The 25,308-nt window shown below is 36.4% G+C and carries 26 protein-coding genes and 3 pseudogenes; 22 read left to right on the plus strand and 7 right to left on the minus strand.

Going from position 1 to position 25,308, the window contains the following annotated elements; translation table 11 throughout:
* Positions 1–78 precede the first annotated feature (78 nt).
* The gene (locus MRBLBA3_RS15530) at positions 79–504 is read left to right on the plus strand and encodes a divergent PAP2 family protein (RefSeq protein WP_000447809.1); all 426 of its coding nucleotides are present in this window, start codon (positions 79–81) and stop codon (positions 502–504) included.
* Between the two features lie 102 nt (positions 505–606).
* Positions 607–2,460 carry a prenyltransferase/squalene oxidase repeat-containing protein gene (locus MRBLBA3_RS15535; protein ID WP_363382048.1) on the plus strand — a complete coding sequence of 618 codons (1,854 nt, stop codon included), beginning with the start codon at positions 607–609 and terminating at the stop codon, positions 2,458–2,460.
* Positions 2,461–2,533: 73 nt separating this feature from the next.
* Here the strand turns inward: MRBLBA3_RS15535 and MRBLBA3_RS15540 are convergent, their stop codons facing one another.
* Positions 2,534–2,683: a YfhD family protein gene (locus MRBLBA3_RS15540; protein WP_000792006.1), complete on the minus strand. Its 150-nt coding sequence runs from the start codon at positions 2,681–2,683 to the stop codon at positions 2,534–2,536.
* 133 nt (positions 2,684–2,816) lie between these two features.
* On the opposite strand from MRBLBA3_RS15540, the gene fabG reads away from it, so the two are divergent.
* Positions 2,817–3,557: a 3-oxoacyl-ACP reductase FabG gene (fabG, locus tag MRBLBA3_RS15545; RefSeq protein WP_000365010.1), complete on the plus strand. Its 741-nt coding sequence runs from the start codon at positions 2,817–2,819 to the stop codon at positions 3,555–3,557.
* Positions 3,558–3,607: 50 nt separating this feature from the next.
* Here the strand turns inward: fabG and dhaS are convergent, their stop codons facing one another.
* Positions 3,608–5,092: an aldehyde dehydrogenase DhaS gene (gene dhaS / locus MRBLBA3_RS15550; protein WP_363382051.1), complete on the minus strand. Its 1,485-nt coding sequence runs from the start codon at positions 5,090–5,092 to the stop codon at positions 3,608–3,610.
* Positions 5,093–5,364: 272 nt separating this feature from the next.
* On the opposite strand from dhaS, the gene MRBLBA3_RS15555 reads away from it, so the two are divergent.
* The 6 genes from MRBLBA3_RS15555 (at position 5,365) to MRBLBA3_RS15580 (ending at position 11,869) form a co-directional block, all read left to right on the plus strand.
* Positions 5,365–5,643: a YhdT family protein gene (locus tag MRBLBA3_RS15555; RefSeq protein WP_002014357.1), complete on the plus strand. Its 279-nt coding sequence runs from the start codon at positions 5,365–5,367 to the stop codon at positions 5,641–5,643.
* A 3-nt stretch (positions 5,644–5,646) separates the two neighbouring features.
* Entirely contained in the window at positions 5,647–7,086 is a 1,440-nt protein-coding gene (gene panF, locus MRBLBA3_RS15560) for a sodium/pantothenate symporter (RefSeq protein ID WP_363382054.1), read from the plus strand.
* Between the two features lie 116 nt (positions 7,087–7,202).
* Entirely contained in the window at positions 7,203–8,135 is a 933-nt protein-coding gene (locus MRBLBA3_RS15565) for a nucleoside hydrolase (RefSeq protein WP_000756441.1), read from the plus strand.
* A 117-nt stretch (positions 8,136–8,252) separates the two neighbouring features.
* Complete coding sequence (locus tag MRBLBA3_RS15570; RefSeq protein ID WP_363382057.1) at positions 8,253–9,362, plus strand: serine hydrolase; 1,110 nt, start codon at positions 8,253–8,255, stop codon at positions 9,360–9,362.
* Positions 9,363–9,463: 101 nt separating this feature from the next.
* Positions 9,464–10,972, plus strand: a complete 1,509-nt coding sequence (gene argH / locus MRBLBA3_RS15575) for an argininosuccinate lyase (protein WP_363382396.1) — start codon at positions 9,464–9,466, stop codon at positions 10,970–10,972.
* Between the two features lie 60 nt (positions 10,973–11,032).
* Positions 11,033–11,869 carry a GNAT family N-acetyltransferase gene (locus tag MRBLBA3_RS15580; protein ID WP_363382060.1) on the plus strand — a complete coding sequence of 279 codons (837 nt, stop codon included), beginning with the start codon at positions 11,033–11,035 and terminating at the stop codon, positions 11,867–11,869.
* Positions 11,870–11,904: 35 nt separating this feature from the next.
* On the opposite strand, the gene MRBLBA3_RS15585 is transcribed toward MRBLBA3_RS15580, so the two are convergent.
* The gene (locus MRBLBA3_RS15585; RefSeq protein ID WP_001271035.1) at positions 11,905–12,654 is read right to left on the minus strand and encodes a (S)-benzoin forming benzil reductase; all 750 of its coding nucleotides are present in this window, start codon (positions 12,652–12,654) and stop codon (positions 11,905–11,907) included.
* A gap of 115 nt (positions 12,655–12,769) precedes the next feature.
* Between MRBLBA3_RS15585 and MRBLBA3_RS15590 the strand changes: the two are divergent.
* Positions 12,770–13,939 (plus strand): annotated as a pseudogene (locus MRBLBA3_RS15590) (DUF11 domain-containing protein); the annotation flags it as partial.
* Between the two features lies 1 nt (position 13,940).
* On the opposite strand, the pseudogene MRBLBA3_RS15595 reads toward MRBLBA3_RS15590, so the two are convergent.
* Positions 13,941–14,003: pseudogene (locus tag MRBLBA3_RS15595) on the minus strand (antibiotic acetyltransferase); the annotation flags it as partial.
* Positions 14,004–14,142: 139 nt separating this feature from the next.
* Here MRBLBA3_RS15595 and MRBLBA3_RS15600 point away from each other — a divergent pair.
* The 9 genes from MRBLBA3_RS15600 to MRBLBA3_RS15640 all read left to right on the plus strand — a co-directional run bounded on the left by MRBLBA3_RS15600 (position 14,143) and on the right by MRBLBA3_RS15640 (position 19,259).
* Positions 14,143–14,484, plus strand: a complete 342-nt coding sequence (locus tag MRBLBA3_RS15600; protein ID WP_363382063.1) for an ASCH domain-containing protein — start codon at positions 14,143–14,145, stop codon at positions 14,482–14,484.
* Positions 14,481–14,876 (plus strand): NUDIX hydrolase, encoded by a 396-nt coding sequence (locus MRBLBA3_RS15605; RefSeq protein ID WP_363382065.1) that lies wholly within the window; start codon positions 14,481–14,483, stop codon positions 14,874–14,876. Before MRBLBA3_RS15600 ends, MRBLBA3_RS15605 begins: the two co-directional genes overlap by 4 nt.
* Positions 14,877–14,962: 86 nt before the next feature.
* Positions 14,963–15,583: an acetate uptake transporter gene (locus tag MRBLBA3_RS15610; protein ID WP_000070943.1), complete on the plus strand. Its 621-nt coding sequence runs from the start codon at positions 14,963–14,965 to the stop codon at positions 15,581–15,583.
* Positions 15,584–15,724: 141 nt separating this feature from the next.
* Positions 15,725–16,168, plus strand: coding sequence for a flavodoxin (locus MRBLBA3_RS15615; RefSeq protein WP_001062757.1), 444 nt, complete (start codon positions 15,725–15,727; stop codon positions 16,166–16,168).
* A gap of 16 nt (positions 16,169–16,184) precedes the next feature.
* Positions 16,185–17,084, plus strand: a complete 900-nt coding sequence (locus MRBLBA3_RS15620; protein WP_363382068.1) for a WD40/YVTN/BNR-like repeat-containing protein — start codon at positions 16,185–16,187, stop codon at positions 17,082–17,084.
* 218 nt (positions 17,085–17,302) lie between these two features.
* Positions 17,303–17,503, plus strand: a complete 201-nt coding sequence (gene cspB / locus MRBLBA3_RS15625) for a cold shock-like protein CspB (protein WP_001179147.1) — start codon at positions 17,303–17,305, stop codon at positions 17,501–17,503.
* A gap of 189 nt (positions 17,504–17,692) precedes the next feature.
* On the plus strand, positions 17,693–18,538 hold the full coding sequence (locus tag MRBLBA3_RS15630; RefSeq protein WP_363382071.1) for an exonuclease: 846 nt from the start codon (positions 17,693–17,695) through the stop codon (positions 18,536–18,538).
* Positions 18,539–18,718: 180 nt separating this feature from the next.
* Positions 18,719–18,880: a hypothetical protein gene (locus MRBLBA3_RS15635; protein ID WP_212087582.1), complete on the plus strand. Its 162-nt coding sequence runs from the start codon at positions 18,719–18,721 to the stop codon at positions 18,878–18,880.
* Positions 18,881–18,911: 31 nt separating this feature from the next.
* Positions 18,912–19,259, plus strand: a complete 348-nt coding sequence (locus MRBLBA3_RS15640; RefSeq protein ID WP_363382074.1) for a hypothetical protein — start codon at positions 18,912–18,914, stop codon at positions 19,257–19,259.
* A gap of 296 nt (positions 19,260–19,555) precedes the next feature.
* On the opposite strand, the gene MRBLBA3_RS15645 is transcribed toward MRBLBA3_RS15640, so the two are convergent.
* Together MRBLBA3_RS15645 and MRBLBA3_RS15650 are read right to left on the minus strand one after the other, a co-directional pair.
* Positions 19,556–20,647, minus strand: a complete 1,092-nt coding sequence (locus MRBLBA3_RS15645; protein WP_363382077.1) for a DUF3900 domain-containing protein — start codon at positions 20,645–20,647, stop codon at positions 19,556–19,558.
* A gap of 116 nt (positions 20,648–20,763) precedes the next feature.
* Positions 20,764–21,090, minus strand: a complete 327-nt coding sequence (locus MRBLBA3_RS15650; protein ID WP_212087578.1) for a hypothetical protein — start codon at positions 21,088–21,090, stop codon at positions 20,764–20,766.
* Positions 21,091–21,554: 464 nt separating this feature from the next.
* On the opposite strand from MRBLBA3_RS15650, the gene MRBLBA3_RS15655 reads away from it, so the two are divergent.
* Together MRBLBA3_RS15655 and MRBLBA3_RS15660 are read left to right on the plus strand one after the other, a co-directional pair.
* The gene (locus MRBLBA3_RS15655) at positions 21,555–22,466 is read left to right on the plus strand and encodes a VanW family protein (protein WP_000488981.1); all 912 of its coding nucleotides are present in this window, start codon (positions 21,555–21,557) and stop codon (positions 22,464–22,466) included.
* A gap of 218 nt (positions 22,467–22,684) precedes the next feature.
* On the plus strand, positions 22,685–23,593 hold the full coding sequence (locus MRBLBA3_RS15660; protein WP_363382080.1) for a VOC family protein: 909 nt from the start codon (positions 22,685–22,687) through the stop codon (positions 23,591–23,593).
* A 198-nt stretch (positions 23,594–23,791) separates the two neighbouring features.
* Here the strand turns inward: MRBLBA3_RS15660 and MRBLBA3_RS15665 are convergent, their stop codons facing one another.
* Positions 23,792–24,310, minus strand: coding sequence for a GNAT family N-acetyltransferase (locus tag MRBLBA3_RS15665; protein ID WP_212087572.1), 519 nt, complete (start codon positions 24,308–24,310; stop codon positions 23,792–23,794).
* A gap of 311 nt (positions 24,311–24,621) precedes the next feature.
* On the opposite strand from MRBLBA3_RS15665, the pseudogene MRBLBA3_RS15670 reads away from it, so the two are divergent.
* Positions 24,622–25,299, plus strand: a pseudogene (locus tag MRBLBA3_RS15670) (MgtC/SapB family protein).
* The last annotated feature ends 9 nt before the right edge of the window (positions 25,300–25,308 follow it).

Below are 25,308 nucleotides of genomic sequence, written 5' to 3' on the forward strand. Positions count from 1 at the left end.
CGTAGTATTTTCTACGCATTTTTCTTTATACTTATATTATATAGAAATTCCATTATAGTCAGTGAGGAGCTGAAAAACATGGAAACAATTTTACATAATGACCCACTTATAGCAGCTATAATTTCTTGGTTTTTAGCACAGTTAACGAAAGTTGTTTTTAAATTAATAAAAACAGGCGAGTTTGATTTTGCTAAGTTTTTCGCTTCAGGTGGAATGCCAAGTTCGCATGCTTCGACTGTTACTGCACTCGCTACAGGTGTCGGAGTGGTGGAAGGTGTGGAGAGTCCAATATTTGCGGTTGCCGCTATTTTTGCTATTATTGTTATGTACGATGCTTCAGGAGTAAGGCTTGCGGTAAGTAAGCAAGCGAAAATATTGAACGATTTTTTCCATGGTAGACAAACAGAATATAAAAAGTTAAATGAGCTCGTTGGACATACACCGTATCAAGTTGTTGTTGGTGCGCTATTAGGAATTGTTGTCGGTGTTGGGTATTGTTTGTAAGCAGAATGTGTGTAATACACGTTCTGCTTTTCTTTGTTTTCATACATATTTAGCTAAGTTTTCGAATATCGTATACGGACTTAGAAAGGGTGGGTGAGCAATGTGCTACTATACGACAAAGTGCGTGAGGAGATAGAGCGGAGAACGACTGCACTTCAAACGATGCAAAGGCGAGACGGAACATGGCAATTTTGTTTTGAAGGAGCATTGCTAACGGATTGTCACATGATTTTTTTACTCAAATTATTAGGACGAAATGACGAAATAGAGCCGTTCGTGAAAAGGTTAGCGTCTCTTCAAACAAATGAAGGGACTTGGAAATTATACGAAGATGAAAATGGAGGGAATTTATCCGCGACGATTCAAGCATATGCTGCTTTACTTGCTTCGGAAAAATATTCGAAAGAAGATATGAATATGAGGCGAGCTGAAATGTTTATTAAGGAACACGGGGGAGTTTCTCGTGCTCATTTTATGACGAAATTTTTATTAGCGATTCATGGAGAATATGAATTTCCTACGCTTTTTCACTTTCCAACGCCAATCTTATTTTTACAAGATGACTCCCCCCTCAGTATATTTGAGCTAAGTAGCTCAGCCCGTATACATTTAATTCCGATGATGATTTGTATGAATAAGAGATTCCGTGTAGAAAAAAAGTTATTGCCAAATTTAAATCATATTGCAGGCGAAGGTGGACAATGGTTTCGGGAGGAGCGGTCTCCGTTGTTTCAATCGTTTGTAGGTGATGTGAAAAAGGTAATAGCTTATCCACTTTCTTTACATCATAAAGGATACGAAGAAGTGGAGCGCTTTATAGGAGAACGTATAGATGAAAATGGAACATTATATAGTTACGCGAGTGCTACGTTTTATATGATTTATGCTTTGCTTGCATTGGGGCACTCTATTCAGTCTCCAATTATTGAGAAAGCTGTGATGGGATTAAAATCTTTTATATGGAAGATGGACAGAGGAAGCCATTTGCAAAATTCTCCTTCTACCGTATGGGATACCGCTTTACTTAGCTATTCATTGCAAGAAGCTAATGTAATGAAAGAAAATAAGATGATTCAAAAGGCAACGGAATATTTACTACAAAGACAACAAACTAAGAAAATGGATTGGAGCGTACATGCACCATCAATTATGGCTGGCGGCTGGGGATTTTCAGATGTGAATACGACAATCCCTGATGTAGACGATACAACAGCTGCTCTTAGAGCGTTAGCACGAAGTAGAGGGAGTAGCAGAGTAGATAGTGCGTGGGAAAGAGGTGTGGAGTGGGTAAAAGGATTGCAAAACAATGATGGAGGCTGGGGAGCTTTCGAACGGGGGGTAACGAGCCGTATATTAGCGAATTTACCGATTGAGAATGCGAGTGATATGATAACTGATCCGTCCACACCAGATATTACAGGTAGGGTGTTAGAATTTTTCGGCACATACGCACCGAATGAATTGCCTGAAGAGCAAAAAAAGAAAGCAGTCAAATGGTTAATGGATGTACAGGAACTGAATGGATCATGGTATGGGAAATGGGGGATATGCTATATATACGGTACATGGGCAGCGATGACAGGTCTACTTGCATTAGGAGTACCTTCTACTCATCCGTCGGTGAAAAAAGCAGCTTTATGGCTTGAACATGTACAGCACACAGATGGAGGCTGGGGAGAATCATGTCAAAGTAGTGAGGAGAAAAAATTTGTTTCGTTACCCTTTAGTACACCGTCACAAACAGCGTGGGCGCTTGATGCACTCATTTCTTACTATGATCAAGAAACACCAATTATTCGAAAAGGAATTTCATATTTGCTCGCGCAGTCTACTATGAATGAAAAATATCCTACTGGTACAGGGTTACCGGGTGGCTTTTATATTCGGTATCATAGTTACGGACATATATATCCGTTGCTCGCTTTGGCACATTATATAAAAAAATATAAAAAATAAACCGAGAGTAGCTCTCGGTTTATTTTTCGGGTAGTAGGTCCCTGTTGAAAAGAATAAGGAACGTTGTAGTGCCTTATTTTTCTGATGACTGGCGTTTTTGACGTGCATCAGCGGCATTTGCACGTGCGTTTGCTTCTAAGTCATTGTGGTCAGCGAGTTCGCGAGAGAACTCAACATCAATGCCATCAGCAGATTTGTTTCGGTTTACATTTTTGTTTTTCATTCGACACAATCTCCCTGTGTTTTATGCGGCGTTGCAAAGTTAGTTTGACACAAATAGACTTTTTTATACAAAGAGGATTTGGAAAGCATAGAGCCGAAATATACAGTATAGCTAATAGAAATGGGGGATAGGGATGGACTTGTTAAATGGAAAAACAGCAGTTGTAACAGGTGCTGCGCAGGGGATTGGAAAAGAAATCGCACGAGTTTTTGCAAAACTAGGGGCTAAAGTATTAATTAGTGATGTAAATGAAGAGAAGCTACAAAAAACGACACGTGAGTTATTGGATGAAGGATATGAAGTGAGCTTATATCGATGTGATGTGAGCAATCAAAATGAAGCGAAGTCGCTAATTGAATATGCGGTTCAAAAATTTGGTACACTACATATTTTAGTGAATAACGCTGGGGTTACAAGAGATGCAATGTTACATAAAATGGAGAAGTCTGCTTGGGAGCAAGTATTACAAGTTAATTTAACAGGCGTTTTTTATTGTATGCAGCCAGCACTTCTTTATATGAGGCAACAAGGATATGGGCGTATTATTAATATATCTTCAATTAGTAGAGAAGGAAACATAGGACAAGCAAATTATGCAGCTACAAAAGCAGGTGTTGTAGGCTTAACAAAAACAGCAGCGAAAGAGGTTGGGAGTTTCGGTATTACTTGTAATGCCATTTGTCCAGGGTTTATGGATACAGATATGACAAAAACGATACCAGATAAAGTAAAAGAAAAGATGATTGGCGCGATTCCAGTTGGTAGAATTGGAACGCCAGAAGATATTGCGAACGCAGCAGCCTTCTTAGCATCAGAATACGCTTCCTATATTACAGGGGAAGTATTAAATGTGAGCGGGGGATTGCAAGTTTAAATGAATACATAATGAAAAGAACCTGACCGGATAGGCCAGGTTCTTTTTCGTTAGTTTAAGTTGAGCCAAACGCTCTTCACTTCTGTATAGTTATTTAATGCGTAAGATCCCATTTCACGACCAAGACCGGATTGTTTAAATCCTCCGAATGGAGATGCTGCATCAAAGACGTTATAACAGTTTACCCATACTGTACCAGCACGTACTTTACTTGCAACATAGTGTGCAGTTTTAACATTTTCTGTCCACACACCAGCCGCTAAGCCGAATTGTGATTTATTTGCACGTTCAATTACTTCATCAATATCGTTAAAAGGTATTGCAGAAATAACTGGACCGAAAATTTCTTCTTTTGCGATCGTCATTTCGTCATTTACGTCAGCGAATACTGTAGGAGAAACGAAGTAGCCTTGATCGAATGGATTACTTCCTCCGCAAAGTACTTCAGCGCCTTCTTCAATCCCTTTTTCAATGTAGCCCATTACACGTTTTTGTTGTTCTTCGGAAACGAGAGGACCGATTGTTGTTTCAGGGTTAAGACCGACACCTTGATTTAGTTTTTTAGAATAGAGGACGAGATCAGCCATGACATTATCATACATTTTCTTCGGAATAAATAAGCGTGATCCAGCAGAGCATACTTGTCCTTGGTTAAACATAACACCAGAAAGTGCACCAGGAATCGCGCGAGATAAATCAGCATCTGGCAAGATGATATTTGGTGATTTACCGCCTAACTCAAGTGTAACGCGTTTTAATGATTCAGATGCTTGTCGCATAATTTGTTTACCGACTGGAGTAGAACCAGTAAATGCAATTTTATCAACGAGTGGATGATTAACAAGAGCTTGTCCAGCTGATTCACCGAATCCAGGAACGATATTAATAACACCTTTCGGGAATCCAGCTTCTTCAATTAATTCAGCTAAGTATAGAGCGGATAGTGGAGTTTGTTCTGCAGGTTTTAAAACGATTGTACATCCTGTAGCAAGCGCTGCTCCCATTTTCCACATTGCCATAAGAAGTGGGAAGTTCCAAGGGATAATTTGACCAACAACACCAACAGCTTCATGGCGTGTATAGTTAAAGTAATCACCAGAAACAGGGATTGTTTGACCAACGATTTTCGTCGCCCAGCCAGCATAATAGCGCATATGCTCAATTGCAAGTGGTATGTCTGCTGCCATTGTTTCACGGATTGGCTTTCCGTTATCTAACGTTTCAAGCTGTGCAAGCTCTTCTTTATGTTCTTCCATTAAATCAGCTAACTTGTACATAAGACGGCTTCGCTCAGCAGTGCTCATGCGAGACCAAGGTCCTTCATCAAAAGCCATGCGAGCTGCAACGACAGCTTTATGAATATCTTCGCGACCAGCTTCAGAAACAACGGCAAGTGTTTCGCCGGTTGCTGGGTTAGGTGTTTTGAACGTTTTTCCGGAAGCGCTTTCAATAAATGCTCCGTTCACATATAATTTCTTTGTGCCTTGAAGAAATTTTTCTACCTTTTCATGAAGATTTACAGCTAGTTGACTCATTGTATAACCCCCTTGAAAATATAATTTAAACGCAGTACGAGACGGCGTTTATTCCGAAATCAAGGATGTGGAAACTAGATGAAAAGCCTCTACTTAAAATCATAAATAATAAATACTGAAAATTCAAATTTCATTTTCGTTACAATTGTAAAAAATATGTAATGAAACATTGTATTCTATATAATTACAAAAAATCCTGCGCGTTTTTGTTTTCTAGTAGGAAAAACTAGAAGAACAGTGGTACAATTATACATCGTGAGAGGGGGGAGAAAATGAAGAATTATCATGATGATCCACGCTTTCGAGTTGCCCATAGAGAAGCGTTAATTGGTCTTGGATTAGCTATTATTAATTTTATAATATGGTATGGATTTGCTTATGGGCTTGGAAGTAAGGATCCGAGTGAATATACATATGTATTAGGTTTTCCAGCATGGTTTTTTTATAGCTGTATCGTTGGATTTATCGTAATGGTTATTTTGCTTATTTTAGTTGTTCGTTTTTTATTTCAAGATATTTCACTCGATGAGGAAGAAAAAAGTGAGGAATGATAGATGAATTGGTATGTAATAATCCCAATGATAATTTCTTTTATCGTTGTGTTTTTAATTGGTGTATATGCATCAAGACGTGTACAAGCAACCGCTAATAATAAATTTTTACAAGAATATTTTCTTGGTGGACGTGAGCTCGGCGGCTTATTATTAGCTATGACAATGATTGCTACGTACGGTAGTGCAAGTAGCTTTATCGGCGGGCCTGGTATTGCTTACAATATGGGTCTTGGATGGGTGTTGTTATCAGCGATTCAAGTTGTAACAGGATATATCGTTTTAACGGTTATCGGTAAAAAGTTTGCTATTATCGCTAGGAAGATGGAAGCAATTACGCTTATTGATTATTTGAAGGGCAGATACAATAATAAAGCGGTAGTTGTTCTTTCTGCGTTATGTATTATAATCTTTTTGTTCTCAGCAACAGTAGCCCAGTGGGTTGGTGGCGGACGATTAATTGAGTCACTAACAGGACTTTCTTATACAACGGCATTATTTTTATTTACATTTTCTGTACTTGTGTACGTGCTAATTGGTGGGTTTCGTGCAGTTGCTTTATCAGATACGTTATTAGGAATCATTATGTTAGTCGGAACAACAATCATTTTAATTGCTACTGTCATTGCTGGTGGTGGAGTTGAAAAGATTATGCAGGAACTCATTCAAATTAATCCGAATTTAATTACACCATTCGGAGCAGATGGCAGTTTAACGAAATCATATGTGACATCGTTTTGGATTTTAATTGGAATCGGAGTCGTTGGGTTACCACAGATTAGTGTGCGTGCTATGTCTTATAAAAATTCAAAAGCTATGCATCAAGCGCTTATCATTGGGACGATTGTCGTTGGTACAATTATGATTGGTATGCATTTAACTGGTGTATTTGCACGAGTAGTACTTCCTGGTATAACGGTACCGGATAAAGTGATGCCGCTACTCGCGATGGAAGTGTTACCACCTTGGCTAGCTGGAGTTTTCTTAGCTGCACCAATGGCAGCGATAATGTCTACAGTAAACTCATTACTTTTACTTGTAAGTTCGTCAATTATTAAGGACATATATGTGAATTACATAAATAAAGATGCAGCAGATAGTACGATAAAGAAAGGTAGTCTATGGATTACTGGTATCGTAGGATTACTCGTATATGCTGCAGCTATTAAGCCACCAGATTTTTTAATATGGTTAAATTTATTTTCCTTCGGTGGTTTAGAAGCGGCGTTCATTTGGCCGATTGTACTAGGTTTATATTGGAGAAAGGGAAATGCAACTGGAGCTCTTGCATCTATTCTAGTTGGAGTAGGCTCCTATATGTTAATTCATCTTTGCTTCCCTAATCCATTTGGTATACATACAGTTGTTTTCCCAATTTGCTTGGCGTTTATCGCTTACATCATTGGAAGTATGAGTGTTGTGAAAAAAAACAGTATAAGTTAGAAGAAAAACGTAGTCCATATAGGACTACGTTTTTCGTATAAATTTGTTCTTTTCTATTCTGTATATCCATGGCTATTCATAAATTAATAACAACTGAGGGGATGGAGTTGAGGTCGATGAAAAAAGTGTTGTTTTTGGGAGACCCGGGAATTGATGACTCTTTAGCCATCATGTATGGATTGTTGCATCCTGATATTGATATCGTTGGAGTTGTAACTGGATATGGGAATGTAACGCAGGAAAAGGCGACGAGTAATGCGGCGTATTTATTGCAAATAGCTGGCAGGGAAGATATACCTGTTATTAATGGTGCTAAAATACCTTTGTCTGGTGATTTTGTGACGTATTATCCAGAAATTCACGGCGCAGATGGCTTAGGACCTATTAAACCCCCAAAAGCTTTTTCACCAAATATAAAACCCTTTTGTGCATTTTTCGATATTCTTGAAAAGTATAAAGGAGAATTAATTATTGTTGATGCTGGTAGGTCAACAACATTGGCAACAGCTTTTATTTTAGAAAAACCGATGATGAAGTATGTGAAAGAGTATTATATAATGGGCGGTGCTTTCTTAATGCCTGGTAATGTTACACCAGTCGCGGAGGCGAATTTTCATGGTGATCCTATTGCGTCACAATTAGTTATGCAAAATGCAAAAAATGTGACAGTAGTGCCGCTTAACGTTACATCCGAAGCAATTATTACACCAGAGATGGTAAAATATATTACGAAACACTCTAAAACAAGTTTTAATAAGTTAATCGAACCGATATTTACGTATTATTATAAAGCTTATAAAAAGTTAAATCCCAAAATAACAGGTAGTCCAGTACATGACGTTGTTACAATGATGGTAGCGGCAAATCCATCTCTTTTAGATTACGTGTATCGCCGTGTTGATGTCGATACGGTTGGAGTTGCAAAAGGAGAAAGTATCGCTGATTTTCGCCCGCAACCTGATGCGAAAGCATTGAAAAATTGGGTGAGAATTGGTTGGTCATTACATTATAAAAAGTTTCTTGAAGATTTCGTGAAAATTATGACGTAGACATAATAGGAGCATACAAGTTAAAATAATGGAGATGATTATTTAAATAATCATCTCCATTATTTTGTGTTTAAGAGATAAATAGAGAAGAGTTACACAATAGGAGAGGAATTTTACTTGAAAAAAACTATGGTATGCGCAGTGATTGTGGGTATTTTTGTTTTGCTGATATCGGGTAACTTTTTAGTGAAAAAAGTGTGGAGTTCAAATAATGATGATGCGCAGTACATAGCATCCTTTATTGAAGAACATAAAGATGAAAAAAATAGCGCTCTTCTAGTAAAGAGAAATGATAAAGTTGTGTATTCTGTAAATCCAGATGTTGTATTGCCAGTTGCTAGTACGATGAAGTTAATTGTGGCGCTTGAATATACGAAACAAGTTACAGAGGGGAAAATCGATCCGTCTAGTTTCGTTTCAATTAATGATGTGAATCGTTATTATGTGCCGAGTACAGATGGTGGTGCACAAGATAGATGGCAAAGTTACTTGCAAAAAAAAGAAAAGATAACTGAAGGAGCGGTTTCTTTAGAAGAAGTTGCAAAAGGAATGGTTAAGTTTAGTTCTAATGCAAATACTGAATATTTAATGGAGGTATTAGGATTAGACAATATTAATCGGAATTTACAAAGTTTAGCGCTTCCTGCACATCAACCGCTATTTCCGATTGTTTCATCTTTATACATTCCGGGATATTTGCATAAAGAATTACATGTTCCAAAATATAAAATAGAGAAAAAGTTAAAAGAAATGTCTCAAGAGCAATATCGTGAATATGCTATGATTATTCATGAACGCTTAAAAAAGAAGGGACCATTATTACAGAAGGAAATTCCTCTTTATTTAGAGGAACGATATGATAAAATTTGGTCTGATAGATTGCCTGCTGCTTCCGCTAACGATTATATGGTACTGCTTCAAAAGGCCAATCATCAAGGTGGTCTTACAGAAGCGGAGGAAAAAGTGTGGGCGAATATCGTTGAAACAGATATGAGTGCGAAGAAATATCGTAAAACATTCAGGCATGCCGGGCAAAAGAATGGTTATACACCATGGACGGTAACTAAAGCAGTTTATGCAATGGATAAACGCGGAAACTGTACAGAAATTGTTTTCTTGGCAAATAATTTAAATGAAGATGACAGTGCTGAAATACGTAAACATTTAGCAAATTTACATTTCCAAGTATTGCAAAGTGATAAGTATGATGCGACTTTTATTAAATAAACTCGGTGCTATGAGCGCCGAGTTTATTTTTACGTACAAGCACTTTTTTTCCATCCCTGGGTATGATGGGTAGTAATACTTAGGTGGGAGGGGAAAAGGTGATGAAACAGAGTAAAGAAGAGTTTATAAAGAGTGAAGGCGCTGATTTCCCTGGGAAAACATATGTGGATTGTGTATTACAGCATGTATTTGATTTTCAGCGTAATTATTTATTGAAAGAAATGTTTCAAGTGCATAGGGCACATATTATTATGTTAACTGAAGAAAAGTTAATGAAAAGAGAAGAAGCGAAAGTTATATTAACAGCCCTTAAAAAGGTAGGGGCAATTCCAAAGGATCAGTTGCTATATACAGAGCAACATGAAGATCTTTTTTTCTTAGTTGAACATTTACTTTCTCAAGAAGCAAAGTGTGAATTTGTCAGTAATATGCATATCGGTAGGAGTAGAAATGATATGGGTGTAACGATGTATCGCATGAGTTTGCGGCAATATGTATTACAGTTAATGGAACATCATTTATTGCTGCAAGAAAGTATGCTGGAGCTCGCTGAGGAACATATGGAAACAATTATGCCTGCGTATACACATACACAACCAGCGCAACCAACAACATTTGGTCACTATGTTTTGGCGATTTACGATACGATGCAAAGAGACTTAGAACGAACGAGAAAAGCGTATCATCTTGTAAATCATTCTCCAATGGGGGCAGCTGCCCTTTCTACAACAAGTTTCCCGATTAAGCGAGAACGAGTGGCACAGCTACTGGGATTTATAAATGTAATTGAGAACTCATATGATGCTGTCGCTGGGGCGGATTATTTATTAGAAGTTAGTTCGTTGCTAATGGTTATTATGACGAACACGAGTAGATGGATTCATGATTTTTTACTATTAGCGACGAAAGAATATGATGGGATTACTGTAGCGAAGCCATATGTGCAAATAAGTAGTATTATGCCGCAAAAACGAAATCCTGTTTCAATTGAACATGCCCGCGCTATTACGAGTAGTGCTTTAGGGGAAGCCTTTACTGTATTTCAAATGATTCATAATACACCATTTGGCGATATTGTCGATACGGAGGATGACTTGCAGCCGTATTTATATAAAGGAATCGAAAAGGCGATTCGTGTTTTTTGTATTATGAACGCAGTTATTCGAACGATGAAAGTAGAAGCAGAAACGTTAAAAAGTCGTTCATATAAACACGCGATTACGATTACAGATTTCGCAGATGTTTTAACAAAAAACTATGAAATACCATTTCGGCATGCACATCATGCAGCAAGTACGATTGCGAATATGTCTATGCAGCAGAAGAAAGAATTACATGAATTAGATTTCAAAGAAGTAAATATGTACTTGCAAGAAAAGTTAAGAGTAAATTTATTAGAAGAAGAGTGGAAAGAAATTATATCACCAGAAGCTTTTATTCAAAAAAGAAATGTATATGGTGGTCCGAGTAAAAAAGAGATGGAGCGTATGATTCAAAAACGCAAAGAATCTTTTCGAAAAGAAGAAGAGATATTTGAGAAGGAAAAGAAGAGAGTGTTGCATGCTGAAAATGATTTGAGCACATTAGTTTCAAATATTATTGAATCGTAAAAGAAGGATTTAATGAATTAATCGCCAATACTTAATTAAAATATAAATCGAGGGAAGAGATTGTCGATGATTCAATTAAACGTATATGAAGAGGTTCTCCGTTTTAAAGAAGATGTTACACCATTTTTAGAAAAGAATGAGCAGGCAAATAATTTAATATTAGGCGTTTTACAAGTTGTTCAAGAACCGATATTTATGGCGGTAGCGAAACGAGGAGAAGAAGTTACGATTGTGTTTCTTCAAACTGTGGAGAAACAAATGATTGTTGCAACTTCTGAAATTGCGGAAGAGGATATAGTGGAACTTGCAAAGGAGTTAATGAAAGTATATCCGGATATTCCTGGTTTCATTGGTAATAAGAAAGTCATACCGAAGTTAGCTGAAGAGATTGCGATATTAGAACAGAAAAAAATTGTAGTTGGAATGGGGCAAGGTGTATATGAATTAAAACGAGTAAAGAAGAAGTGGAACGAGGATGGGATTTTTCGTACGATAAATAGTGATGAGCTACCATTAATAGAAAAATGGATATATCAATTTTGCGAAGACGTGAAGCTACCTACTACGAAAGAGGAAGCGAAACAAACCGCGCATACATTAATAACTACCAACCGTCTATTTGGTCTGGAGGTTGGCGGGAAATTAGTCTCTGTAGCTGCAAAAACAAGACCAACTACAAATAATATAACAGTTAATTTCGTATATACGCCGAAAGAAGAACGGAAAAAAGGGTACGCATCAAATTGTGTAGCTGCACTTAGTCAACGTATGTTAGATGAAGGTTACAAAACAACGACATTATATACTGACCTGGCAAATCCAACATCGAATAAAATTTATCAAGAAATCGGTTATGAACAGATTATGGAGTCTGTACTTCTATTTTTAGAGAAGTAGAATGAAAAGGCACACTAGTATAGCGTGCCTTTTTGTTATTCATCAATTCGAATTACCTCACCTTGCGGGAAGTCCTCTGTTTCTAGTAAGCTACGAATAGCTTTCGCCACATATTCAGGTGATAATAGCTTTCCTTCTTCTTTTAATGTGATGAAGCGGTCTAGATTTGTGAAGTCTTCTTTATTTGTTTCGCGAATTTGTGCTTGCATATTTGTATCCACAACACCAGGTGCAAAAGCGACGATTTTTACTGGATATTCTTTTTCCTCTTCTTCAGTCGCTACGCATTGTGTAAACATATTTACGCCAGCTTTCGTTGTACAATAAGCGCCCCAGCCAAAGTAAGGATTTTTTCCTGCGCCAGATGAAATGTTAATAACGCGTTTATCTACTTTCCAGTCTTTCGTATGTTTCATGAACGTAGATGTAAGAATCATAGGGGCAAGTAAATTAATGTGAACGTTTGTAATGAATTGGTCGCTTTCTGCTTTTTCAATCGGCTTCATAGGTGCAACTGTACCCGCATTATTAATTAAATGAATAGAAGATACATTGTCTTCTTTAATGGATGAAATGATTTCGTTAAAGTTAGTTTCTAAATGATGTACATCTTGAAGATCTAAGGAATGGAAAATGCAATTGCTGTTATATTGTTCTGCGAGTTTAGTAAGTTCTTTATTTTCTCTTCTAGAAATAGAGATGATACTCGTGTTTTCTTCTAACAATTGCGCGGCGATTGCCTCACCTAAACCTTGTGAAGTTCCTGTTATGATAACGTAGCGCATAGTTTTATAAACTCCTCTCGTATGTGCGGAATTTTTTTGGACAACGTACACTCATAGTTTGTCTACATTTTATAGTATAGAGCACTTTTTACTATAAATGAAATGAGATGATTACGTGCCTTTTTTGAATCGCTTTACAACAACAGTAACTGGTGCCGTCACGTTTACTGGGAATACGTTGGGAATTAGTCCTACATCGCCTGCGCCAGGTAATATTTTTGGTACACTTGCTGTATTTACGACAGTAAATACGTCGTTACAAGTACCAGGATTTCCAGCAGGAACAACGGATGACTGGCAATTGAATTCTTCAAGTGCAATTTTAAACCTTCCGGCAGGGAGTAATATTTTGTATGCAGAGTTGGTTTGGGCTGGTACTTTCCGGACTGATACGGAAGATGTATTACCATTTTTAAATGATAATATTACATTTACAACACCAGCAGGAACATTTTCAGTTACGCCAGACCCTGCTACCGCGCAGCAAGGTTCGGTAGGAAACCAGTTTTATTATGCTCGCTCTGCTAATGTAACGAATCTTGTAAGTGCAGGTGGGGCAGGCACATATACAACAGGTGCCGTGCCAGCTGCAAGAACTTCAGCTGATCCAACAATCAGTCGTTCAGCTGGCTGGACGCTTGAGGTAGTTTATCAAAATGCAAGTTTACCACTTCGGAATTTGTCAGTATATGCAGGTCAAGAAATTATCGATGCTTCATCCCCGCCAGTTGATGCTACTATTTCAGGATTTGCTACTCCAGCAACAGGAGCTGTTACAGGAAGAGTGCTCGTAACTGCTCAAGAAGGTGATTCTAACATTGTTGGAGACCAGCTTCGCTTTGGACCGAATGCAAATGCTACAGTCGCATTATTCGGACCGAGAAACCCCGTGAATAATTTCTTTCAATCACAAATTTGTAATGATAGTGGCAATCTAGATACGAGCGGCACATTTGGAGATTTGAATCAGCCGTTAGGAATCGCTTTAGCGGTCCGAAGACAAGGGTGGGATATTACGAATGTAGATGCCTCATCTTCTTTAGTAAACAATCAGACGTCAGCAACTGTTCGCTTTGTCACAAATGGAGATGGATACGCTGCAGCTGGTTTTGGTGTTCAAATTGATGCGACAGGTCCAATCATTAATCCTGTTAAATCGGTTAATAGAACAGTTGCAGGGGTAGGGGATACTCTAACCTATACGATTACGGTCCCGAACACAGGAACAGGAAGTGCAGAAAACGTTGTATTACAAGATAGTATTCCGAACGGAACGACATTTGTAGACTGTAAGTATAATCACCGATATCATATTTATTATATTCAGGTTTTTGATTTAAATATAACATACCAATTTTAGCATCCTCTCTAAAGAAAGTAATGGATATGGAACATTATATGCAAGGTGAAGTAAGGCGAACTATGTTGTATGAAATAGTAATGTGCAAAAATGTTAGTAGGCAAGATGAATAAAAGGGAGTGGAATGTATGAGATACGAAATGGGATTATATAATAAACCTTTTCAGTCAATTCAATCAGGAAAAAAAGTATATGAAGTACGCTTATACGATAAAAAACGTCAACTTATAAAACAAGACGATGAAATTGTATTTACGAACCTTACGACAGCAGAAACGATGGCTGTAAAAGTAACGGAGATAAAACGATACGAAAGCTTTAAAGCAATGTACGAACAAATTGATAAAAAATTATTTGATTGTGAAGAACTTAGTATAAAAGAAATGTTAGAAAGTACATACGAAATATATACGAAAGAACAAGAAAATGAATGGGGAACAGTTGCGATTGGTGTTGAGGTAATAAAGTGAGAAGAAATCGTGGTGCAGCTATTATTGTACAGGACGGTAAAATCGCTCTTATAAAACGTGTTCGAGAAGATGAAATGTATTTTGTTTTTCCGGGCGGGGGAATTGAAAAAGGAGAAACACCTGAAGAAGCAACGAAGCGAGAGGTTTATGAAGAATTAGGGGTACATATACAAGTGAAGAATCTGATCGCAAAGGTGGAGTATAAAGGTACGGAGTATTATTATAATGCCCATATTATAGATGGAGTGTTCGGAAGTGGTAAAGGTGAGGAATTCGAGCTGAAAGATAGAGGGAGTTATATTCCAATATGGACGCCGATAAATGAGTTGCCAAATTTAAATGTAAAACCTTATGATGTGGCCAAATGTGTATTCGATTATTATGGAATATAAGGTCTGACAACATACAAAAAAAACCATTGACATAGCCTTCTGATTTAAGTATTGTATTCGAGTATGTTTATAATCAGGAGGTTTATATGAGCAATCAAACTACTACACATCATGTGAAAATGACAACAGCAGATCCATCTGGAATCGGTCTATTTGGATTAGCGATGGTAACACTTGTAGCATCGTCTCAAAAGTTAGGCTTAACAGATGGCGTTTCACTTGTATTACCATGGGCAATCTTTTTAGGAGGATTTGCACAAATCTTTGCATGCATTCACGATGCAAAGCACAACAATACGTTCGGTACAACAGCATTTGGTGCGTACGGCCTATTTTGGTTAGGTGTTGGAATGACTTGGTTAATTCAACTTGGAGTATTTGGCGAAAAATTAGCCCAAACTGCAGATTCAAAACAGCTTGGTGTAGCCTTTATCGGATACTTGATTTTCACGATCTTTATGACAATTGGTGCAATGGAAACACATAAAGTATTATTTATGATTTTCGTCCTTATTGATTTCTTATTTATCGGTCTTTCATTAAGTACTTTAGGTGTTATGCCACACGCAATGCATAATTTAGCAGCGTATTCTGAGCTATGTATTTCATTATTATCTTTCTATGGTTCAGCAGCAGCCGTGTTAAATACACACTTCGGAAAAGTTGTATTACCAGTTGGAAAACCATTTGGTATTTTTAAAAAGTAATAAAGAAGAACGGATGATTGTATAGTCATCTGTTCTTTTTTTATGGAATTAAATAAAATAGCAAAAAATATAATTGAAATTGATTCTCATTATTAATATAATGAGAATGAGAATCATTTATTGTAAGAGGGGGATGCCAAAGTGGCGAAAATTTTAATAGCGTATGCAAGTATGTCAGGGAATACAGAGAGTATTGCTGATTTAATTAAAGTAAGTTTAGATGCCTTTGATCATGAAGTAGTATTACAAGAGATGGAAGGTATGGATGCTGAAGAATTATTAGCTTATGATGGAATCATTTTAGGATCTTATACGTGGGGTGATGGTGAATTACCATTTGAAGCGGAAGATTTCCATGATGAGTTAGAAAATATAGATTTAACGGGGAAAAAAGTGGCTGTTTTTGGATCAGGTGATACGGCGTATGAACTGTTTTGTGAAGCAGTAACGATATTTGAAGAACGTCTTGTAAAATGCGGGGCAGAACTTGTACAAGAAGGATTGAAAATTGAATTAGCTCCAGAAGATAAAGAAGACGTTGAAAAATGCAGTGATTTTGCAATTGCTTTTGCTGAGAAGTTCTAAGAATGGGAGTGTCAACGTGGAAACAATGTTAAGTGCAACTGCTATTACAAAGTTAAGAGATGGAAAGCTTTTGTTAGCTACTACATATAATGGTTTATTCATTGAAAAAGATGGAGAATGGAAACAGATTTTAACTGGATTCCAAAAACGAATTCGAGATTTACATAGTGAAGATAACGTAGTTTACGGAGTAGGAGACGAAGGAGTTTTTATTCGTAGTATGAATGGTGGAGAAACGTGGACGATCCAGCGCTTTCCAACGAAAGCAACGAGCTGGAATGTATGTAGTAATGAAAATGGAACAGTAATTGCTCATGGAGATAAAACACTGTATCATTCTAATAATTTTGGTTCCACATGGGAGACTATTCAGCCATTTCTTAATTACGATAGCGAGGCACCATCTATTCGATCATTATTTTTATATAAACATTACTTATTTATCGGTACGAAAATACATACTAAATATGGTGGTGTTTGGCTTTTTGATTTAGAGACAGGTAAATTAAAAAGGATTAAAATAGCGATGAACCAGATGATTTCTGCGTTGACTATACATAATTCCTATTTAGTAGCGGCAAGTGGATCGTGCAAGGGAGTTAGTGGGAATATTTCTTTTTGTAAAATAGATGATAGTATTGAGAATGAAAAAATATGTTGGCATACATGTCAAAGTGAACAAAAAGCTAGTAGCTATTTAGATTTAAGTGTAGATCAACATGTGTTATATACAACGTCAACGCAAAATAAGGCGGGAATTAGCACTGTTTGCCGTGTGCTTCTGGAAGAAGGAATTGTTACAGTATGTGATTCGGTTAAAGGGCATGGTTGGCGCATTGTGAATGAAAAAGAAGACTATGTTGTAGCTGGATCAGGTGAATTAAAAGCGATGCAATGGAAGAAAAAAGCTGTATAGCTTAAAAAAACTTTACTTTTATTATATTGATATGATATAGTTACTTTAAACCATTTTACTTTTAATAATATAGAGATTTAAATGAGCTGTAACTTCCAAGGGGGTAGCAATGTTAAATCTCCTTCGGGGGGTTGCAGTTTTTTAATTTATGACGTATTATTGTAAAGTGGTTGAAAATGAATATGTACATATAGGTACATTGTAGGAGGATTTTTTAAATGCAAAACGGTAAAGTAAAATGGTTTAACGCAGAAAAAGGTTTCGGTTTCATCGAAGTTGAAGGCGGAGAAGACGTATTCGTTCATTTCTCAGCTATCCAAGGCGACGGCTTCAAATCTTTAGAAGAAGGTCAAGAAGTTACTTTCGAAGTAGAACAAGGTAACCGTGGACCTCAAGCTACAAACGTAAACAAGAAGTAATTATGAAAAAAAGAAGGGCTTGCCCTTCTTTTTTTTGCGTTCTTATTGAATATCCTCCAATGTACATATGATAATAAGACTGAATTTTTGTTTTTTTACACGAGGTATTTCATGCATAAAGTACATTAATAAATAAATACTGAAAATAAAGTATTTGTGTGAAAAGGAATTTAGAAAGAGGTAAATAAATTGAAAAACGCTACACATTTCATTGTGTTTGATATTGAAAGGAATTTTAGGCCGTATAAATCGGAAGATCCGTCAGAAATAGTTGATATTGGAGCTGTAAAAATAGATGCGAGTACAATGAAGATTATTGGAGAATTTTCAGAGTTAGTAAAACCAAGTGCCCCATTAACTCGTCATACAACAAAATTAACTGGAATTACAAAGAAAGATTTAATTGGTGTAGAGAAGTTCCCTCAAATTATAGAGAAATTTATTAAGTTTATCGGAGAAGATTCTATATTTATTTCATGGGGAAAAGAAGATTATCGTTTTCTATCTCACGATTGCACATTGCATGGTGTAGAATGCCCATGCATGGAAAAAGAGAGCAGATTTGATGTGCAAAAATTTGTTTTCCAAGCGTATGAAGAATTATTTGAGCACACACCAAGTTTACAATTTGCAGTGGAGCAGCTTGATTTAACATGGGAAGGTAGGCAACATCGTGCTTTCGCAGATGCTGAGAATACAGCGAATATATTTCTTAAAGCATATAGTGAGAGAGATATTAATAGGCGATACAAGAGACATGGTGAGCTTGAACTTGTAAAGAACGGAAAACTAACAGAAAAAGCGAAAAAAAAGATGCGAAAATGGGCATTTAAAGAAATGAAAAAAAGTGCAGAGCGTCCTTTTGTATGGAGTGCATTTGAAAATAGTGACACGTGGGAAAGTATAACGGAAAGATATTATATAAGTGAATCTGCAGTAGAACTTCTAAAAAAACACTTTCCTACTGCAGTGAGAAAGGCAGAGCGGCAACTTAGGTATTTGGCTGAGATGGAGGAGAATACAGAGGTTAAATGAGATTCTCCTCCATTTCTAACTACATAAATTTAATTTTATCGCTTTGACGGTGGATAAAGTCTTCATATTAAATAAAAATTAATTTGTTGTTATAATTGCTTTGAAAATAAAGGCGTAGTAAGAATTGTAAAATGTATTAATAAAATAAGAACTCATAGAAATGAAAGAGTGGACAGTTAAATGGAAGCGATCTTTAATATTTTAACCGTTTTAGTTTTTGGTGTAATATTCACGTTACTTTTAGCAGTAATTACACTTCCTCTTATAGCAAAGAAGAAGAATTGGAAAAAGCTTAACATATCTTTAAACCGTGGGGTATTAACGATTAAAATTGAAGAGTAAGATAAGATTTTTATACAAGGGAGATGTGATAGTGATAAACTTGGATATCAAAGATGTCAACGTAAAGATGGAATTAAACGGTGTCTTTTGGAATGAGGATAGAATTGCTGAAATGATGGTGACTACAAAAGCAGAACATTCTCTTATTCTTCGTCTGTTAGTTGACTTAGAAAGTAAAACTATTCGTACGATGAGTGCCGAGATAGTGAATGGATTCTGCCCTCTATGCGAACAGAAAAGGGATGAATGTAGTGAACTTAATGACTCACAAAACAAAATGGATATTTTAGAAGAAGCCTACGATTGGGTGAGAGAACATCCAAAATATCGTTTTCAATTATCTTTTTACGAGTACAATAAATTTGAGGTAGTGAAGTGAAATTTTCATTTTACCAACATACATAGTGACTAAAAGGACACCAAAAACTTATAGAAGGACTTGGTCAACTAGAAATATTGAAGCGGATATCTCTAATGGAAATACGCTTGTACAACAAGGAAGAAATCTACTTGACGCTGCAACAAATGTTATCTTGGATTAAAAATAAGCATATTTTGTATAAAGCAGAGAAACCGATTCTTAGTAGAATCGGTTTTTAATATAAATGTTAACTATGTCCAAAATAAAAGAGCGCTTGTTAAAAGCGCTTAGTAAAAATAATTATATGGAAGCATTTATTCAATCCCGTTCGTATCATAAGAATACTGCTGCTTATTCTCAATCCGCTCAATTACGTCTTGCAACTCATCCGGCTTCAGAAACTCAATGGGAGAGAAGCCTTTTTCAAACGTAAGTGTGTCAGCCTCAATCATTAATACATAGCGGTCGTTTACCTTTGCGATATGTATTAAGTCTCCGAAATCAGCAAGCAGGGCCTTCACAGAGATATGATCTGCTTTTAACTTTAATTCCACTTCAGGAGCATGCTCAACGATTTGAGCGGTAGCTTCCATTACTTCTTCTGTTGAAAATTGTTCCATAATTTCGCGTTTCGGACTGGCAGCCCATACTTCCATCGCTTGGTCGAACTGTTCACGTTCTTCAGTACCTTCTTCAAATACATCTTCAATTTGGTCGTATACCATGTCCATTACTTGTGTTTTCATAATTTCAGGCATAGAGCGTTCGTATTCGACGAATTTTAAGAAGTCTTCAAAGTAGCGGGCGTGTGATGCTTGGTGTATTTTTAGTTCGCCAGGCTCCACCATACCTTCTTCAGGCATGTACGGATATTGGATAGATTTCATGTTTTTTGTTGTGATGGCCATTTCGACGTTACGAATCAGTGTGGATTCATCGGAAATAGAAGCGACTTTCGGCTCGAAGTCACATTTCATAACGAAAACGAATGGATCATCAAAGTATTTACGTAGTTTTGCTTGCGCAATTAAAAATACACCACCGCGTACAGCACTTGTGTCAAGATATGTATAAACGAGAGGCTCGCTCATATCTTTGAAGTTTTCCTTTGTTTCCGCAAAGCGAATACGATTAAAAAGGTTGTAATGAGGGTTTGAATCAAGTTCATGTCCTTCTTCTACAATAAAGCGACCAATTTTGGTTGGGGCTTGTTCCGTTTTTGCGTGACGTTCTACTTTTCGCTTTGAAATTTTTAATAATTCACCATTCAAAAATTCTTTTAAGGAGCTATCTTCATATTCTTCAGCGTCTAATGTTTGAAAATGTTTATAGCGTTTATCAACTGCTTCACCTTTTCCTTCTACTTGTACTACATAAAAGGAAAGAAAATTTATTTCAAAATCCATTTTTATCACCTTGTTTCATTTCATTAACTCTTATCAGTATAGAGATGTAAAAAACTTTCGTCAATTTATATAAGGAAGGGGGAGTCCCTTCCTTATATATTTTTTAGTTTTCGAAATTAAAATCCGTCTTCTAATGCTGAAAATGGAATGTTTAGTCTGTTTTCTATTGTACGTAAACGTTGGTTTAAGCGGTTTAATCTACGTGTATGACGCTCAACCGTGTTTTCTAATTGACGTACTCTTTGCTCAAGCTCATTTACTCGTCTTTCTAGTTGACGGTTTCCAGCACCAGGAAAAGAGATTGGAAGTTGGAATTGTCGATTTTGATCATATGGATTAACTTGTTCTACTGGATCTATATATTGTTGGTATTGTGCTTGTAAATCATATTGAGGCTGATAAGCATTTTGGTTATATGGATCGTATGGATTGTAGGGGTACATAAAACATCCTCCATTTCTTTAAAATAGGTTAAATTCATCATAATGTATGTGCAAAAGCGGAGTAGTGGCACGGCAAATACCTAGATGCGCTGAATGGATTGATTTTTTTGATCTATAAAAAGTTGGTTTCAGTTGTTTAATAATGATCATATATGTGAAATCAGCATTACGTTTTATGAAGCATGTAGGTGAATAAAGAGGTGAAATGAAAGAGTTTTACAATTGTATTTCATCCGTTAAATGGTATATACTGGATAGAGATAGGTTACATAAAAGTTACAATCTTATCAAACTCAAAAATTTATATAAATATGTATAGACATTTACAAAAGAAAAGAGTAATTTAGATAGAGTAAAAAACAACTTGTAACATTTTCTAAATATATTGTAAAATGATTGTAACAAAACATACATAAAATGAAATAAAACTTAAGAAATAATGTTGGGGAAAAGGAGAGAGTATATTGTTCCGAAAAGTAAAGGGTATATTAGTAGGGGTACTATGCGTAGCTGTAGTAAGTGGTTGTGGCGCAAAAGTAAGTGATGTGGCATTAGTGAGTGATATTGGTGGGAACGTTGTAGAGGCTAAGGCTGATGTACAGGATTCAATTAGCTTGGTTGATGCGCGTACTGGTACTGAAGTGAAAAAATTAGACTTATCGAGCTTAGGTTATTTTGAAGATGAAGCGAAATTCAAAAAATCGGTAACGAAGGTTGCAAGTGAAGTTGGGAAAAGCGTTGACAAAAAGATGGTTCCTTCACGTATAGCTCCTGATGGAAGTTGGCAAGAAGGAAAACCTTCTTATGAATTAATGGAAAAAGAATTAGTAGATAAACTATTAAACGTAGGTATGTGGGATTCTTCATATCAATTACCTATTGTTGAGAAAAAACCTATCGCAACATTAAGTGATGCGCAAGGAAGTGGCACGGTAATTGGTAGATATGAAACGAATTTAGGTGGATCAGCAGGTGGCCGTATTGAGAATATTCGTTTGTCGGCAGCGAGCATAAATGGAGTTGTATTAGCAAAAGGAGACAGTTTCTCTTTCAATGCATTAATCGGTGATACAACGCCAGATAAAGGATATCAATTAGGTAAAGAGATTGTAGATGGTAAATTAGTAGATGGTTATGGTGGTGGCGTTTGTCAAACATCATCAACTCTATACAATGCAGCAGATCAAGCTGGTTTGAAAATGGTAGAGAGAACTACACATTCTAAAACAGTAGGTTATGTCCCTCAGGGAAGAGATGCTACAATTGCGTATCCATATTTAGATTTAGTATTTGAAAACACAAATGATGCGCCTGTTAAGCTTTATATGGGCATACAAGGCGGAAAGTTAGTTGCTGAAGTACATAAGATGAAATAAATATTTAGTTAAAAGATAATAAAGTAAAAGATTTATAGTTTCTATAAAAGAAGCCATCTCTTCTGAATTTCAGAGGAGATGGCTTTTTTTATTAACGGCCCACAAAAACTATTAATTCTGATTTTTCTTATTTACATAGTGTGTTTTTAGTTGTATCCTTCATAGTAACGGCTATGTTAATTTATTTTGAAATAAAGGACTAGGAGAGGAAGTTATTCATGGTACAAATTCATCCGAAAACACATATTGGTCATGTGGAATTTAAAGTTAAAGATTTAGGACGTCAAATTGCTTTTTATGAGAATGTAGTAGGGTTAGAAATAATTAAGCAAGAGGGGAATAAAGCATATTTAGCAGGAAAAGGTGGTAAGAATACGTTACTTGTTCTTGAGCAATTAGAGGATGTAGTGTTACAAGAACCACGTACGACTGGTATATATCATGTTGCCTTTTTGGTCCCGACTCGTGAGGCTTTTGCTTCGGCATTATTTGGTGTGCTTCGTAATAAGAACGTAATTGATAGTCCAGCTGAGCAAGAAGGACGTTATACATATTCAAATGAAATTTTGCCAATTTCAAGATTTAATAGCGCAAGCGATCATACGTATAGTGAGGCGTTTTATTTACAAGATTTAGAAGGAAATGGTATCGAGATTTATGCAGACCGTTCTCGAAATCAGTGGGGAGAAGGACCAGGAGGAAGTACACCACTTGATTTAAAAGAACTAGCAACGCTCGTTGATTATGAGTTTGATGGATTACCTGCTGATACTGTCGTTGGGCACGTACATTTACGAATAGCTGATGTAGAGAAATCACATGAGTTTTATGTAGAAACAGTAGGCTTTGAAGTACAGCAGCGTGAAGATGATTGCTTATTTATTTCAGCAGGTGGATATCATCACCATATTGGTGCAAATACGTGGAACGGGGTAAATAATCCACATCCACCAGCACATGCAACTGGACTGAAGGTGTATACGATCGTATTACCTCATAAAGAAGCGTTAGATGAGGTGAAAGAAAGATTAATAGAAAAACAACATGAAATAAATGAAACTTCAAATGGATTTACTGTAGTAGACCCAAGTGGTATTACAGTCCAGTTTGAAATAGAAGCAGTATAAAGTGAAACTTTAATCAGTGGGGGTTTTGTTCATCCACACTGATTATTAGTTAAACCAATCGGGCGTTTATGGGCAGTTAATCTCTTGCCTAACTTCTTTGTTCTAGCTGAATTTTGAGGTGGGAGTTGTAATGCCCGTTAACGCGGGATAAAACAAGCCAGAAAGTGTGTAATCACTTTCTGGCTTGTTTTTGATTATTTATAGCTCAATCCAATACCTTCTCACAACATTACCATCCTCTTCAGTAAAATCCTCATCACGAAGACCACCATTATGTAAAATTGTTTTCTCTGAAGCAGTATTCACTTCGTCGCAAACGACAAGTGCTTTCGTGATGTTTAATTCTTTCGTTTTTTCTAGTGATAACTCTAGTAATTTCGTAGCATAACCTTTTCTTCTTTCAGAAGGGCGAATGCCATAACCGATATGACCACCAGCGTTAAATAGATGATCAGTTAAACTATGACGTATATTAACAGCTCCTACAACTCTATTTTCATCTGTCACGAGCCAATAAGTAGAATCTGGTACCCAAGTTTCAGGAATATTTATTCCGTTATGTGCGTCGTGTAATTCTTGAATCATTGCCGTGAAATTAGAAGGATTTTTTGAAATAACCCATGGAATCATCGTTTCACCGCTATCTTTCCATTCGTTATAAAAATCTAAGTATTCTTCTTGTAAATCAGTAGTAGGTGTAAGTAAAGAGACGTTCATTGTTAGTAAGCTCCTTTTATTTATGTTTTATTTCACAAAAATTATGATATAAAATGAAAGCGTTTTCTGATTTTCTCAACCTCATTTCATGCAACTCATATGCCATTTTTAACTGGAAATAAGTTAGACGTTGAACTTTAAAGGTTTTTGTATGAGAAGTAGGTTGTTTTATTTATGATAATATTTAAAATATTATCATAAATAACTGGGATATTAAATGTATTTTAATAAAATGCTTTTATATCGATGGATAGATGCATGTGATAATTTTTGTTTTATCTCTCTATAATGAATAAAAGGGGGAAGTGCCCGTGAGCTTACATATTGATTTTATTATACGAATCGGTGTTGCTGGTTTGTTAGGGGCGATAATCGGTATTGAAAGGGAAATTCGCTCAAAAGAAGCTGGATTAAAAACACATTTCTTAGTAGCCGTAGGGAGTGCTTTAATAATGGTCGTTTCGAAATATGCTTTTTCGGATATTGTGTTTGAAGAACATATGGCTCTTGATCCGAGCCGGATTGCAGCGCAAGTTGTTAGTGGAGTTGGATTTTTAGGTGCAGGTACAATCATTATTCAAAAGCAGGCAGTGAAAGGATTAACGACAGCGGCTGGTTTATGGGCTACAGCAGGAATAGGGCTAGCAATTGGAGCAGGTATGTATGTTGTAGGGATTGGAGCGATGATTCTCGTTTTGATTGGTTTAGAGATTGTAAGTCGTATTTTTAAGGTGCAATTTTTATTTCCGCAAAATATAACAGTGCAAATGTGTATAAATAAGCAGGAAGCGGTACAACAAATAGTAGAGACGCTACAAGTGAAAGGTATTCCAATACTTTCATATGAAGTTGAAGCTTTACAGCAAGATACAGAAATAGTTTATAAGGTAGGAATGTAATTGAAAAATATATCGTCAGAAGAAAAGAATGCATTTATTCAGCATATGCAAACATTGCCGGAAATTACGTTTATAAAGTTAAAATCATAGTGTTGAAAT

The organism is Bacillus sp. LBA3-1-1.1, from assembly GCF_040676495.1.
In the GTDB taxonomy this organism is placed as follows: domain Bacteria; phylum Bacillota; class Bacilli; order Bacillales; family Bacillaceae_G; genus Bacillus_A; species Bacillus_A nitratireducens.